Genomic DNA, 14072 nt, shown 5'->3' with positions numbered 1-14072 from the left:
ATCCTTCGTTTATTGTGTGGGCGCGGGCGCTTCCGCCGTTTCGATCGCCTCTATCCATTGCTGCCGCGCGTGCTGGGCGTTCGCGTACACGCCCTCGATGGCGGCGCCGTCGTGCGCGGCCAGGTGGGCGCGCAAGGTCGTCAACTGCGCCAGGTAGGCGTCCAGTTCGTGCAGCAGCGCCGGCTGGTTGGCCAGGCTGATGTCGCGCCACATTTCCGGCGATGAGCCGGCGATGCGCGTAAAGTCGCGAAAGCCGCTGGCCGCGTATTGGAACAGCAGGCCCGCGTGCGGTTTGTTGGCGATGTCGTCGACCAGCGCAAAGGCCAGCAGATGCGGCAGATGGCTGACGGCGGCAAATACCTTGTCATGTTCTTCGGGGCTCAAGGTGTGCAGGATGGCGCCGCAGGCGCGCCAGGCGGCCGCCACCCGTTCCACGTCGGCGGCGCTATTTTCCGCCAGCGGCGTGAGCACCACTTTCTTGCCTTGATATAAATCAATGATGGCCGCATCGGGGCCATTCGTCTCGCGTCCCGCGATCGGGTGGCCGGGCACGAATTGCGCCACCTTGCCACCGAGCGCCGCGCGCGCCGCCGCCACCACGTCGCTCTTCGTGCTGCCCGCGTCGGTGACGACGGTGCCGGGCTGCAGATGCGGCGCGATGGACGCCAGGATGGCGCCCGTCTGCGCCACGGGCGCGGCCACCAGCACCAGGTCGGCGCCCGCCATGGCTTGCGCCAGGTCGGCGCCGATTTCGTCGATGATGCCCAGTGCGAGCGCGCGCGCCATCGAGGCCGGCGAGCGGCCCATGCCGACCACGGTGGCGACGGCGCCCGCGTGCTTCAGGGCGCGCGCGAACGAGCCGCCGATCAGGCCTACGCCGAAGATGACGATTTTTTTCAGTGCAGGCGTCGTCATATCGTCAGGCCAGCGCTTTCGTCAGCGCGGCGATGAAGATGGCGTTTTCCTGCGGCAGGCCGATGGAAATGCGCAGCCATTGCGGCAAGCCGTAGCTGCCCACGGGGCGCACGATCACGCCCTGTTTCAGCAGCGCCAGGTTGACTCTCGCGCCTGCCCCATCATCGTCGCCCACTTTCACCAGCACGAAATTGCCGTGCGACGGCACGTATTCCAGGTCCAGGGCATCGAACGCCTCCGTGAACTGCCGGTAGCCGGCCGCGTTGTTGCGCGCGCTCTGCTCGAGGAAGGCCTTGTCGTTCAGGGCGGCAATCGCCGCCGCCTGCGCCAGCGAGTTGACATTGAACGGCTGGCGGATGCGGTTCATCAGGTCCGTCAGCGCCGGCTGGGCGATGGCAAAGCCGATGCGCAGGCCGGCCAGGCCGTACGCCTTCGACAGCGTGCGCGAGACCACCAGGTTCGGATACTGGCGCACCCAGGCCGTCGATTCGTACTGGTCGTCGGCCGACAGGAATTCGTTGTAAGCCTCGTCGAGCACGACGACGACGTGCGCCGGCACCTTTTTGAGGAAGGCCTCGAGCTGCGCCGCCGACAGGAAGGTGCCGGTCGGATTGTTCGGGTTGGCGATGAAGACCATGCGCGTGTCGTCGGCAATCGCCGCCGCCATGGCGTCGAGGTCATGGCCGTAGGCTTGCGCCGGCACGACGAGGTGGCGCGCGCCCAGGCCTTGCGTGGCCAGCGCGTACACGGCAAACGAGTACTGCGAATAGACGACGGATTCGCCATGCTCGACAAACGCGTGCGCGGCGATCTCCAGGATGTCGTTGCTGCCGTTGCCCAGGGTGATCCAGTCGGCCGGCACGTCGTAGCGCTTCGACAGCACGGCCTTCAAGTCAAAGCCGTTGGCGTCCGGGTAGCGCCCCAGGTCGTCGATGGCGGCGATCATCGCCTGCTTGGCCGACTCCGGCATGCCATACGGGTTTTCATTCGACGCCAGCTTGACGATGGCTGCCTCGTCGAGGCCGAATTCGCGCGCGACTTCCGCGATCGGCTTGCCGCTCTGGTAAGGGGCGATGGCGCGGACGTATTCTGGACCGATATTTTTAGACATGGTGTTCTTTAAAAGTTGGTGATTGATAGGCAGTGTGTTGGGTTACGCTTCGCTAACCCAACCTACGAGTTCACATACATCGGCAGGTCCGGATTAGGCTGCAAGCCGTAATCCGACACCACCGTCGGCGTCACAGACTGACCGGATACGACCCCAGCACCTTGAAAAACGCCGCGTTGCCCTGCAGCTCGGCCAGCGCCTGGGCGACGGCCGCGTCATGCACGTGGCCTTCCACGTCGACATAGAAATAATACTCCCAGCTGCCCATGCGCGCCGGGCGCGACTCGAAGCGCGTCATCGACACGCCGTGTTTCGCCAGGGGCGCCAGCAGCTGGTACACGGCGCCGGCCTTGTTCGGCACGGCCAGCACCAGCGAGGTCTGGTCCTTGCCCGACGGCGCCGTCTGCAGGGTGCCGATGATGGCAAAACGCGTGCGGTTGTGCGGGTCGTCCTGGATATGGCCCTTGACCACGCCCAGCTTGTACTGCGCGCCCGCCAGTTCGCTGGCGATCGCCGCCACCGTGCCGTCTTCACCGGCCAGGCGGGCCGCTTCGGCATTCGAGGCCACGGCGCGGCGCTCGATGTGCGGGTAGTTCTGGTTCAGCCATACCTGGCACTGCGCCAGGGCCTGCGAATGGGCGCAGATGGCGGTGACGCCATCCATCGTGCCGCTCTGCGTCATCAGGCTGTGGTGCACGGCGATCGCCACCTCGCCGCTGATGATGAGACTGGTCTGCAGCATCATGTCCAGGGTGCGGTTGACCGCGCCTTCCGAGGAATTCTCGATCGGCACCACGCCGAAGTCCGCCGTCCCCGCCTCGGCGGAACGGAATACTTCGTCGATGGAGGCGCACGGCAAGCCTTCGACGGCGCTGCCGAACTGCTGGTACACGGCCTGTTCGCTGAAGGTGCCGGCCGGGCCAAGATAGGCCACGGTGACGCGTTTTTCCAGCGAGCGGCAGGACGACATGATTTCGCGGAAGATGGTCTGCACTTCGCGGTCGCCCATGGGGCCGGGATTGCGCTCGGCCACGCCGCGCAGCACCTGCGCCTCGCGCTCGGGGCGGAACACGGGCGCCTGGGTTTCGGCCTTCACGTGGCCCACTTGCTGGGCGATCTGCGCGCGGCGGTTCAGCAGTTCGAGGATTTGCGCGTCGATGGCATCGATCTGTTCGCGCAGCGGTTTCAATTTATCGGTCATGGTTGGTTTGTTTCGTCAGCTGTACTTCAATCATGGCCGCGCGGCCTGCGCCGGCGGCGGGCCGGCGCGGTCGGTTAAGCGACTCAGCGTCCGGCAAACTCGTTCAGATAATTCACCAGGGCTTGCACGCCCTCGATCGGCATCGCGTTATAGATCGATGCACGCATGCCGCCGACGGACTTGTGGCCCTTCAGTTGCAGCAGGCCGCGCTGCTTGGCGCCGGCCAGGAATGCGTCGTTCAAGCTCTCGTCGCGCAGATAGAACGGGATGGTCATGCGCGAACGGTATTCCGGGGCGACCCTGTTCTGGTAAAAGTCGTCCGCATCGAGCGCCGCGTACAGCAGCGCCGCTTTCTCAATATTACGCTGTTCCATGGCTGCCACGCCACCCTGGCGCTTGAGCCACTGGAAAACCAGGCCGGCGATATAGATGCCGTAGGTGGGCGGCGTGTTGTACATCGACTCATGCTCGGCCACGATGGTCCAGTCGAAGGCCGACGGGCAGATCGGCAGCGCCTTGCCCAGCAAGTCTTCGCGCACGATGACCAGGGTCAGGCCGGCCGGGCCGATATTTTTCTGCGCGCCGCCGAAAATGACGCCATATTGCGATACATCAATCACACGCGACAGGATATGCGAGGACATGTCGGCCACGATGGTGGTGCCTGCCGGCACGTTCGGCGCCTGCTGGAATTCCACGCCATCGATGGTTTCATTGGTGCAGATGTGCAGGTAGGCGGCGCCCGGCGTCAGCTGCCATTCGGCGACGGGCGGCACGCCCGTGAAACGCGCGGCTTTCGATGACGCGGCCACGTTGACGTTGGCATACTTGGCCGCTTCCTGGATCGACTTGCCCGACCACGAGCCCGTGTGCACGAAGTCGATGGTGGCCGGCTGCTGCGCGGCCAGGCCCACCAGGTTCATGGGGATGATGGCATTCTCGCCCAGGCCGCCGCCCTGCAGGAACAGGATCTTGTAGTTCTCGGGCACGGCCAGCAGCTCGCGCAGGTCGGCCACGGCCTGCTTGTAGATGGAGATGAATTCGGGACCACGGTGGCTCATTTCCATCACCGACATGCCGCTGCCATGCCAGTCCTGCATTTCAAAGGCCGCTTGCGCCAGCACTTCCTTGGGCAGCACGGCGGGGCCGGCGGAGAAGTTGTAGATAGGGGTCACGATACGGTCCTTAGTAAAATGGAATTATTGGGGCGACTGCGTGGCCGCCCGCATGACCCGGTCAAGCACGGCGTTCACGCGCGGAATCAGCACGCGCTGGCTGATGGCCATCGATTCGGCCGACAGTTGCGGCATGGTGGCCAGCATCTTGCGGCCCAGCGGCGTCTTGTAGAAGGCCGTCAGCTGCTCGACTTCCGGCACCGTGTAAAAACGCGCGTACAGGGGCACCATTTCCTCGCCCAGTTCGTCGATCAGGGTCGGGTCGGCCAGCACCTGCGTCAGGGTGGCGATGGCCAAGGGGATTTCTTCCTCGGCGCTGGCCAGCGCGCGCGCCTTGCGCTGCTCGTCCAGCCTGGGGTCGCTGCTGATTTGCTGCTGCGCCGCCTGGCGTATCATGGCCGGCACCGATTGCAGCATCTGGTCGAAGATATTGCGCGTCAGCTGCGGGAACTGCATTGCGTCGAGCATGCGCCGCACGGCCACCTTCATGGCGGGGCTGGGCGCCGCCTGGCGGGCGGGCGTCGCTTGCGCGTTCTGCGCCAGGGCCGGCAGGGTGGCAAGGAAGGCCAGCGAAAACGCGGCGAAGAAGGTGGCGACGATTTTTCTCATGGCATGCGGGATGTTGAATGACGGGTAAAAGGGCACTGCCGGATGCATGTCGGCTTGCGCCCGACGGGCTAAGCCGACCTGCGAAATTGTGCTGGCGCCACCACGAAAAGGCACGCCAATAGCAATTGGGGCTCCCGAAAGAGCCCCAATCATCTTACTCCGGCTGGGCCGGGTCAACAGGATCGGCTGGTTCGGCCGCTGCCGGCGCAGGCGCGGCATCCGCCTCCGTCGTCAGCTCGACTTCGTCGATATCCGTTTCCACCACGCGCTGCAGGCCGGACAGCTTGGTGCCGTCTTCCACGGCGATCAGGGTCACGCCCTGCGTCGCGCGGCCCATCTCGCGGATTTCCGACACGCGGGTGCGGATCAAGACGCCACCGGTGGTGATCAGCATGATTTCATCGCTGGCATCGACCAGGGTCGCGGCAACCACTTTACCGTTGCGCTCGCTGGTCTGGATGGCGATCATGCCTTTCGTGCCACGGCCATGGCGCGTGTATTCAAGAATCGGCGTGCGCTTGCCATAGCCGTTTTCCGTGGCCGTCAGCACCGACTGCTGCTCGTTCTCGGCCACCAGCAGGGCGATCACGTGCTGGCCCTCTTCCAGGTTCATGCCGCGCACGCCGCGCGCCGTGCGGCCCATCGGACGCACGTCGTTTTCGTCGAAGCGCACCGCCTTGCCCGAATCGGAGAACAGCATCACGTCGTGCTGGCCGTCGGTCAGCGCCGCGCCGATCAGGAAGTCGCCGTCGTCCAGGTCGACCGCGATGATGCCGGCCTTGCGTGGATTGCTGAAGTCCTTCAGCGGCGTCTTTTTCACGGTACCGAGGCTGGTCGACATGAAGACGTAATGGTCTTCCGGGAACGTGCGGTTCTCGCCCGACAGCGGCAGGATCACGGTGATCTTTTCGTTGTCCTGCAGCGGGAACATGTTGACGATCGGCTTGCCGCGCGAATTGCGCGAGCCTTGCGGCACTTCCCACACTTTCAGCCAGTACATGCGGCCACGGTCCGAGAAGCACAGGATGTAGTCGTGCGTATTGGCGATGAACAGCTGGTCGATCCAGTCTTCCTCTTTGGTCGCCATGGCCTGCTTGCCGCGGCCGCCGCGCTTCTGCGCTCGGTATTCGGAAATCGGCTGCGCCTTCATGTAGCCGGTGTGCGACAGGGTCACGACCATGTCCTGCGGCGTGATCAGGTCTTCCGTTTCCAGGTCGGTGGCGTTGAGTTCGATCTGCGAGCGGCGCACGTCCTTGTTGCCGGCGCCGTATTCGTTCTTCGCCAGGTTCATTTCATCGGTGATGATGATGGTGACGCGCTCCGGCTTGGCCAGGATGTCGAGCAAGTCGGCGATGTGCGCCATGACGTCCTTGTACTCGTTGACGATCTTGTCCTGCTCCAGGCCCGTCAGGCGCTGCAGACGCATCTGCAGGATCTCTTGCGCCTGGTCGTCCGACAGCTTGTACAGGCCATCGCCCTGCATGCCGTAGTGCTTCGGCAGGTTTTCCGGACGGTAGGCGTCCACGCCGCCCGGCGTCGTGCCGTCGCCCGTGCGGGCCAGCATTTCGCGCACCACGGACGAATCCCAGGCCTTGGCCATCAGTTCGACCTTGGCGATCGGCGGCGTCGGCGCGGCCTTGATGATGGCGATGAAGTCATCGATGTTGGCCAGCGCGACTGCCAGGCCTTCGAGCACGTGGCCCCGTTCGCGCGCCTTGCGCAGTTCGAACACGGTGCGGCGCGTGACCACTTCGCGGCGGTGCGACAGGAAGCATTGCAGCATCTGCTTGAGGTTCAGCAGCTTGGGCTGGCCATCGACCAGCGCCACCATGTTCATGCCGAAGGTGTCTTGCAGCTGGGTCTGCTTGTACAGGTTGTTCAGCACCACTTCCGGCACTTCGCCCCGTTTCAGCTCGATCACCACGCGCATGCCCGACTTGTCGGATTCGTCGCGGATGTCGGAAATGCCGTCGAGCTTCTTGTCGCGCACGTTTTCGGCGATGCGTTCCAGCAAGGATTTCTTGTTGACCTGGAATGGCAGCTCGTCGACGATGATGGCGATGCGGCCGCCATCCTTGCCGTATTCCTCGAAGTGGGTCTTGGCGCGCATCACCACGCGGCCGCGGCCGGTGCGGTAGCCGTCGCGCACGCCCGATACGCCATAGATGATGCCGGCGGTCGGGAAATCGGGCGCGGGTATGAGCTCGATCAAGTCATCGATCGAGCAATCAGGATTGCGCAACACGTGCAGCGCGCCGTCGATGACTTCGGTGATGTTGTGTGGCGGAATGTTCGTCGCCATGCCGACGGCGATACCGGACGAGCCGTTGATCAGCAGGTTCGGGATACGCGTCGGCAAGACCGTCGGTTCCTTTTCCTTGCCGTCGTAGTTGGGCTGGAAGTCGACGGTATCCTTGTCGATATCGGCCAGCAGCTCGCTGGCGATCTTGTCCAGGCGGCACTCGGTGTAACGCATGGCGGCGGCGCCGTCGCCGTCGACGGAACCGAAGTTGCCCTGGCCATCGACAAGCATGTAGCGCAGCGAGAAATCTTGCGCCATGCGCACCAAGGTGTCGTAGATCGACGCGTCGCCGTGGGGGTGGTACTTACCCATGGTTTCGCCGACCACGCGGGCGCACTTGACGTAAGGGCGGTTCCACACGTTGTTCATTTCATGCATCGCGAACAAGACGCGGCGGTGCACTGGCTTCAAGCCATCGCGCGCATCCGGCAAGGCGCGCCCGACGATCACGCTCATGGCGTAATCGAGGTAGCTCTTGCGCATCTCTTCTTCGAGGGAAATAGGAATTGTTTCTTTTGCGAATTGATCCATTGGCGGTTCGACTGATCTCAGGCTGTGGTTAACTTATCTGTTACGCAATGTATGACGCAATACTGCATATCCTAGGCGGCTGTTGGCGTGGAGGGTTCCATGTCGCAGGATGCCGGGCAAAACGTGCAGGACGGTTACACAGTCGCGTGCCATACCTTGGTACGTCCCGGCCATGCAGTGCCGCCGTGGGCTTTTTGTTCAGCACCCATAACAGTCAAGCGCACGATTTTAGCATGCGCGCCCTGCTCGCTGTACAAATTGGCCAGTCCGGCAAGATTGACAGTTTGCACCGACACTGCGCGCCACGGCCTGTCGATAATGCATAACAGCAATACCAGTTCAAGGCCTCTGCCCTAAAAAGAGGCAAAAAAGACGATCAATTGTTACAGACGCGTTACAAGTGGGCATTTTCGTTGCGCAAAAACAACGTGCGGTCTAAAATCGGGGAAGCTTTGATTTAACCACGGTCGTGCGCCCCTGATGCGTGTGGCAAAATGACTGAGAAGTTAATTGCTAGTTTCGCAATCTGAAACGAGCGCATATGGTCTACATGATAAAATCTTGGCACGTAGCACCAGTAGCGCAGTGTTGTTCTGCGGATATCACCCCCCGAAAGGAAAAAAGAATGAATAAATTTGTAACGCTGTTTTTCGCTGCATCCGCAGTGATTGCTGGCTCGGCTTCGGCCCAAACCCCAACCTCCCCACCGTTCGCGCCAGTTACCACCGACATCAAGGCACCAAGCCCAAAAAGCGCTTACGTGCAAGATGCCCGCGGCGTCATCGTGCGTGACCCATTCGGCCTGTGCTGGCGCACCGGTTACTGGACACCTGCTGACGCGGTGCCAGGTTGCGACGTGCCACTGTGCGTAGAACCAGAAACCCTGCAAGACGGCAAATGCGTGGCCCCACCTCCGCCAGCAGTGCCAGCACCGGCACCAGTCGTCGTCGTACCAGTACCAGTCGTCGTTGCTCCTACCTCGGAAAAAGTCAGCTTCGCCGCTGATGCCTTCTTCGATTTCGACAAAGCTACGCTGAAGCCAGAAGGCAAAGCCAAGCTGGACGAGCTGACCGCACAACTGGGCGGCATCAACCTGGAAGTCATCATCGCTGTGGGTCACACCGACTCCGTCGGCACCGATGCTTACAACCAAAAACTGTCGGTACGTCGTGCTGATGCTGTCAAAGCCTACCTGGTCACCAAAGGCGTTGAAAGCAACCGCGTGTACACCGAAGGCAAAGGCGAGAAGCAACCTGTTGCTGACAACAAGACTGCCGAAGGCCGTGCGAAAAACCGTCGCGTGGAAATCGAAGTTGTTGGTACCCGCAACAAGTAATAGCTGAGCCCCCGGACTTGCCGCAAGTTATCGCGCAAGTCAAGGACAGCATGAAAAACCCCGCCTTGGCGGGGTTTTTTTTCGTCCGTGGCTGCCCGATTGTGAAATTGCCGCTATTATTCGACCTATGAACGCCGACCCTCTTGAAATCCAAAAATTCAGTGAGCTGGCCCACCGCTGGTGGGACCCCACTTCCGAGTTTCGTCCCCTGCACGAAATTAACCCCCTGCGCCTGGAATGGATCAACGCGAAGGTGCCGCTGGCCGGCAAGCGCGTGATCGACATCGGCTGCGGCGGCGGCATCCTGGCCGAATCGATGGCCCGCAAGGGCGCCGACGTGACGGGCATCGACCTGTCCGAGAAGGCCTTGAAAGTGGCCGACCTGCACAGCCTGGAATCGGGCGCCAAGGTGCGCTACAAGCTGATCGCCGCCGAAGCCATGGCCGAGGAAGAAGCAGGCCAGTACGACGTCGTGACGTGCATGGAAATGCTCGAGCACGTGCCGGACCCGGCCGCCATCGTCAAGGCTTGCGCGGCACTGGTGAAACCGGGCGGCCACGTCTTCCTGTCGACCCTGAACCGCAACCCGAAAGCCTACCTGTTCGCCGTCCTGGGCGCCGAATACCTGCTGCGCCTGCTGCCGAAAGGCACGCACGACTACGACAAATTCATCACCCCGGCCGAACTGTCGCAATACATACGCAGTGCCGGCCTCGATGTCAATAGCATGCGCGGCATGGGCTACAATCCATTGACCAAGATTTACTCGCTTAATAGCGATACCAGCGTCAATTACCTGGTGGCCTGCACCCGGCCCCTGTAATCCACGCGCCCAGCAAAAGGCGGCTGCGGCCGCCATTTTTCATGCCATTTCACCACCTCAGCCATCATGAACACTGACCACCTGCCAGCGCCGCGCGCCATCCTGTTCGACCTCGACGGCACCCTGGCCGACACCGCGCCCGACCTGGCGGCGGCCATCAACCTGCTGCGCGCGCGCGCCGGCCTGGAACCGACCCCCTACGAAGTGCTGCGCCCCACGGCCTCGGCCGGCGCGCGCGGCATGATAGGCGCGTCCTATGGCATAGGCCCCGGCGAAAGCGGCTATGAGGCGCTGAAGGATGGCTTCCTGAACAATTACGAAGCGGCGCTGGCCGTGGAAAGCCGTTTGTTCGACGGCATCCCCGTGCTACTCGACGGCTTGAGCCGCCTGGGCCTGGCCTGGGGCGTGGTCACCAACAAGGCCGCCCGCTTCACCGACCCGCTGGTGGGCCAGATCGGCCTGGGCGCGGCCGGCTGCGTGATCTCGGGCGACACGATGGCGCACCCGAAACCGCACCCCGCCCCCCTGCTGGAAGCGGCGCGCCGCCTGGACCTGGCGCCGCAAGACTGCTGGTACGTGGGCGACGACCTGCGCGACATCCAGGCCGGCCGCGCCGCCGGCATGCGCACGGTGGCCTGCGCCTGGGGCTACTGCGGCCCCGTCGAGCCGCAGCACTGGAACGCCGACCATTTGCTGGACACCCCGCAAGCGCTGCTGGAACTAGTGACTGGCGTGCTGAAGGCGGCGCAGGCGCGGCAGCTGGCCGCTTGAGGCACATCCCTTTCCGTAACGTAAAACCGGGGTCTGCCCCGACAGGTCTGCCCCCTTGCGTCGATACCACGAATGCGTCATGCAAGAGTGTGAAGTTTGCGCTACAATGAAGGTTCTGTGGGGACGACCTGGTTTCGACGTGGGTTGCAAAGCAGCGCAGGGCATACCGAGGGCTGGCTACCTCGTAAATACAACCAGAAAAAACTTAACTGCAAACGATAACTCGTACGCACTGGCAGCTTAATCGCTGTTAGCTCTAGAACACCTCGTCCCTGGGGTGGGCCGTCAAAAGCTCTAGAGTCATTTACAGGGACTCGTCTGATGCTGGGTTACTTAGCATTCGACTAAATAATAGGTAACTCGCTTGTACACAGCGTGCACGTCCGCGTTGTACCGGTTAAATTAAATGGCAGTGCTAAGTATGTAGAACTGTCTGTGGAGTGCTTGCGGACGCGGGTTCGATTCCCGCCGTCTCCACCACTGAATAAATAAAAGGGCTTCCCCGTTTTGGCGGGGAGGCCCTTTTCATTTATTCCATGCATGCAGAACGCGGGCAGCGCATCCGCGTCCGGTACGGGCGCGGGGGTTTTGCGGGACTTCGGCGAGCGCAGCTCGGCGCCGCAAAACCGGGCTGCGCTTGCAAGCGCAACCCTCCCGATTCTTCTGGCCAGCTCTTGCGCCGCAGGCGGTTTTCCCTGACGACAACCTTAGCTGCTCAGGCTATGCGCGAATGCCGGACCCAACCCTCGCTTCGTCATGCAACATCAGGGGCCAATGATATAGTGGCGGAAATATAGATAGTCACTGAAGGAAACTACCATGAAAAACGACACAAGCGCTCGCCCGCAAGCAAGCCAGACACCGGCCAGACTCAGCAAAGGGGACTTCGTCACCGCACTGCGCAAGTTGCTGCAAGAAGAAGCAAAGGCCGGCAAGTCCAGCGTGGATGTACGCGCCGCGACCCTGCACACCGACGTTGGCGTCTATCCCGCGCGCGGCCACTCGATGCCAACCTGTTGCACCGTCATGCATGAAGAGATGCAGCCGGGCGACGAGGTACTGCTGACGCCACCCGGCGGCAAAGGACCTGCGCTGCTGGTACGGTATAAATTGCCGCGCTAAAATCGCCGCCTTGGGCTAGCGGCGGCGATTCAGCCGGCGGGTTTGCCTGTGACCTCGCCAATTGCACTCCCGGGCCTCGCTCATCCCTGCAGCATGAACCTGATTGATGAACGTCGCACAGGCAGCAGCAACCGCCAGTAAGCGCGCTGCATACAAAAAAGTGGCGCGATGTCCACGCATGGCGGACCTGCCGCTCCCCACCGCTCCCCCAATGCTCAGAGCGTAACCACAGCGGCAACCCTCCCTGAGACGATGCCTGAACAGCAATCCGTCACGATGGCGTCGAGCAGGTCTTTTACAGCGGCTCCCGTCAAGCGAAACGCGACCTTGGCATCGCCCGCAGCCGGGGACAAGCATGGCTAGCGAAACGCAAGAAGGCTCGCTATCCGTCCGGCACTGTCGCGCGACGATGCATGGCGAACCTGGTTTCTCCCGGATGACTTGGCCTCGTACAAGGCCTGGTCAGCGAGTTCGATGAGCTCGACTGGCTGGTTTTCCAGATGCCTCGGCATAAAAGCCGCCACGCCGACACTGGCCGTGACCACGCCAGGGGGATTGCCCCGATGCTCGATTCCCAGCGATTGCACGGCATGGCGTATGCCTTCCGCCACCGCCAAGGCGCCCGGCAAATCCGTACCGGGCAACAAAATGACCATTTCCTCGCCGCCGTAGCGCGCCGCAAGGTCGCCCGGCCGGCGCATGCTGTAGGCCACCACTTTGCCGATTTTTCTCAGGCATTCGTCGCCGGCCACATGGCCATACAGGTCGTTGTATTGCTTGAAGAAGTCGACATCGATCAACACCAGCCCAAGCGGGCCATCTTCCCGCTGCGCCCGACTGAACTCGGCAAGCAGCGACTGGTCGAAGTGGCGCCGGTTCGCCAGCCCCGTCAATCCATCCTGGCTGGCAAGGCGGGCCAGGGTTTCATTGATCAATTCCAGCTCGTTGCGCGCCTCGACCAGCCGCGCCTCGCTTTTTACCCGCAAATCGATTTGCCGCACCCCGCGGTAGCCGATGAAGGCAATCAGCAACATCAACACCCCGCCCACGGCGTGTTGCATCACCGTATCGAGGCGCCACGCAGCGAGGACCTCATCCTGCGCCAGTGCGGCAGAGACCACCAGCGGGTATTCCTCGATTCTTCGATAGCTGTAGATGCGCGTCACGCCATCGACCCGTGATTTGATCACGGCCGTGCCAACGGGACCTTTTGGCAAATAATCATGAAAGACGGGAAACTGCGAAAGATCGCGCCCCAGCAAGCGTTCATCGAACGGCCGTCTCAACAAAAGAATGCCCTTGCCGTTCGCAATGAAAATGGCGCCCTTTTCGCCTATCGAAAACCGTTCGTAAAACTGCCTGAAATAATGCATGTCGATGGTCGCCAGCGCCACGCCGCCAAAGCTGCCATCAGGCATATTGATACGCCGCGATACCGTGACGACCCAGTCCCCCGTCGATTTGCTGCGCACGGGCGGGCCGACATAGGGCCCGCGATCGCCATGCGTTCGATGGTAGTTGAAATACTCCCGATCAGAATTGTTCAGATGGCTCAACAGCGTCTTCTGGGAGTTCACCAGCCAGCTGCCATCCTTGGCATAGACGAAGATGCCGTGCAGCTGCGGCAGCTCGGCGACACGGGCGACCAGCAATTTATGGATACGCTCCAGTTCCGTGCCGGAGGCGACGTCCGCCTCCACCCGCTCCACCAGTCCGACCAGCACCGTATCGGCTTCCTTGATGGTGTCATAGGCATGCTGGGCGACAGCCTGCGCCAGGTTGGCGCTTTCGCGGGCCGCTTCATTGAGCTGCACTTCCCGCGCGCGCAAGGTCATCCATAACTGGATCGCCAGCAGCGACAGACACACCAGCACGACAAAGGAGATAGCCAGCGGCAACAAGGAGAAACCACGGAAGCGAGTGCCCAACAATCGTGGCGGCAGGCTATGCGACCTGGTCATGGCGACACTCCCATTTTGATATTTAGCAAAGTGTGCATGAAATAGGCAGCAACATACTCACACATCGTCACGAAAAATATGAAAAATTCATCATGTGACTTGCCGCGTGACATGTCCTTTGCGCCATGGCGGCGGTGAACCCTGTGCCAGTTCGCAACTGTTTGCGGAAGCGCAATCACAGATGGAATGGACTGCGAAACAATGCCAACTCCCCC

The 14072-nt window shown here is 62.1% G+C and carries 11 protein-coding genes and 1 other RNA gene; 5 read left to right on the top strand and 7 right to left on the bottom strand.

Features of this window, described 5'->3' with window-relative positions; genetic code table 11:
- Positions 1–9: 9 nt before the first annotated feature.
- From AC3RCJ_RS08050 to gyrA, 6 genes are all read right to left on the bottom strand, one after another.
- Complete coding sequence (locus tag AC3RCJ_RS08050; RefSeq protein WP_492962382.1) at positions 10–915, bottom strand: prephenate dehydrogenase; 906 nt, start codon at positions 913–915, stop codon at positions 10–12.
- A gap of 4 nt (positions 916–919) precedes the next feature.
- Positions 920–2026 carry a histidinol-phosphate transaminase gene (gene hisC / locus AC3RCJ_RS08045; protein ID WP_492962384.1) on the bottom strand — a complete coding sequence of 369 codons (1107 nt, stop codon included), beginning with the start codon at positions 2024–2026 and terminating at the stop codon, positions 920–922.
- A 130-nt stretch (positions 2027–2156) separates the two neighbouring features.
- Positions 2157–3227, bottom strand: a complete 1071-nt coding sequence (gene pheA, locus AC3RCJ_RS08040; RefSeq protein ID WP_492962386.1) for a prephenate dehydratase — start codon at positions 3225–3227, stop codon at positions 2157–2159.
- An 83-nt stretch (positions 3228–3310) separates the two neighbouring features.
- Entirely contained in the window at positions 3311–4402 is a 1092-nt protein-coding gene (gene serC, locus AC3RCJ_RS08035; protein ID WP_492962388.1) for a 3-phosphoserine/phosphohydroxythreonine transaminase, read from the bottom strand.
- A 24-nt stretch (positions 4403–4426) separates the two neighbouring features.
- The gene (locus tag AC3RCJ_RS08030; protein WP_492962390.1) at positions 4427–5011 is read right to left on the bottom strand and encodes a DUF2059 domain-containing protein; all 585 of its coding nucleotides are present in this window, start codon (positions 5009–5011) and stop codon (positions 4427–4429) included.
- A 154-nt stretch (positions 5012–5165) separates the two neighbouring features.
- The gene (gyrA, locus tag AC3RCJ_RS08025; protein WP_492962392.1) at positions 5166–7844 is read right to left on the bottom strand and encodes a DNA gyrase subunit A; all 2679 of its coding nucleotides are present in this window, start codon (positions 7842–7844) and stop codon (positions 5166–5168) included.
- 625 nt (positions 7845–8469) lie between these two features.
- On the opposite strand from gyrA, the gene ompA reads away from it, so the two are divergent.
- From ompA to AC3RCJ_RS08000, 5 genes are all read left to right on the top strand, one after another.
- The gene (gene ompA / locus AC3RCJ_RS08020) at positions 8470–9180 is read left to right on the top strand and encodes an outer membrane protein OmpA (protein WP_492962394.1); all 711 of its coding nucleotides are present in this window, start codon (positions 8470–8472) and stop codon (positions 9178–9180) included.
- 127 nt (positions 9181–9307) lie between these two features.
- Positions 9308–10003: a bifunctional 2-polyprenyl-6-hydroxyphenol methylase/3-demethylubiquinol 3-O-methyltransferase UbiG gene (gene ubiG / locus AC3RCJ_RS08015; RefSeq protein WP_492962396.1), complete on the top strand. Its 696-nt coding sequence runs from the start codon at positions 9308–9310 to the stop codon at positions 10001–10003.
- 66 nt (positions 10004–10069) lie between these two features.
- Positions 10070–10774, top strand: a complete 705-nt coding sequence (locus tag AC3RCJ_RS08010) for an HAD family hydrolase (RefSeq protein ID WP_492962398.1) — start codon at positions 10070–10072, stop codon at positions 10772–10774.
- Positions 10775–10893: 119 nt separating this feature from the next.
- Positions 10894–11254, top strand: a transfer-messenger RNA (tmRNA) gene (gene ssrA, locus AC3RCJ_RS08005).
- A 339-nt stretch (positions 11255–11593) separates the two neighbouring features.
- Positions 11594–11896 carry an HNH endonuclease gene (locus AC3RCJ_RS08000; protein WP_492962400.1) on the top strand — a complete coding sequence of 101 codons (303 nt, stop codon included), beginning with the start codon at positions 11594–11596 and terminating at the stop codon, positions 11894–11896.
- Between the two features lie 359 nt (positions 11897–12255).
- Here AC3RCJ_RS08000 and AC3RCJ_RS07995 read toward each other — a convergent pair whose 3' ends face one another.
- Entirely contained in the window at positions 12256–13857 is a 1602-nt protein-coding gene (locus tag AC3RCJ_RS07995) for a sensor domain-containing diguanylate cyclase (protein ID WP_492962402.1), read from the bottom strand.
- Positions 13858–14072 lie beyond the last annotated feature (215 nt).

The sequence above is a fragment of the Janthinobacterium sp. GW822-FHT07H11 genome (assembly GCF_058798615.1).
This window is presented reverse-complemented; position numbering and strand designations above follow the sequence as displayed.

Excerpts from the sequence above, each read along its gene's own strand:
- AC3RCJ_RS08050 (WP_492962382.1), bottom strand. The coding sequence starts at position 915 with ATGACGACGCCTGCACTGAAAAAAATCGTCATCTTCGGCGTAGGCCTG.
- hisC (WP_492962384.1), bottom strand. The coding sequence starts at position 2,026 with ATGTCTAAAAATATCGGTCCAGAATACGTCCGCGCCATCGCCCCTTAC.
- pheA (WP_492962386.1), bottom strand. The coding sequence starts at position 3,227 with ATGACCGATAAATTGAAACCGCTGCGCGAACAGATCGATGCCATCGAC.
- AC3RCJ_RS08030 (WP_492962390.1), bottom strand. The coding sequence starts at position 5,011 with ATGAGAAAAATCGTCGCCACCTTCTTCGCCGCGTTTTCGCTGGCCTTC.
- gyrA (WP_492962392.1), bottom strand. The coding sequence starts at position 7,844 with ATGGATCAATTCGCAAAAGAAACAATTCCTATTTCCCTCGAAGAAGAG.
- ompA (WP_492962394.1), top strand. The coding sequence starts at position 8,470 with ATGAATAAATTTGTAACGCTGTTTTTCGCTGCATCCGCAGTGATTGCT.
- ubiG (WP_492962396.1), top strand. The coding sequence starts at position 9,308 with ATGAACGCCGACCCTCTTGAAATCCAAAAATTCAGTGAGCTGGCCCAC.
- AC3RCJ_RS08010 (WP_492962398.1), top strand. The coding sequence starts at position 10,070 with ATGAACACTGACCACCTGCCAGCGCCGCGCGCCATCCTGTTCGACCTC.
- AC3RCJ_RS08000 (WP_492962400.1), top strand. The coding sequence starts at position 11,594 with ATGAAAAACGACACAAGCGCTCGCCCGCAAGCAAGCCAGACACCGGCC.
- AC3RCJ_RS07995 (WP_492962402.1), bottom strand. The coding sequence starts at position 13,857 with ATGACCAGGTCGCATAGCCTGCCGCCACGATTGTTGGGCACTCGCTTC.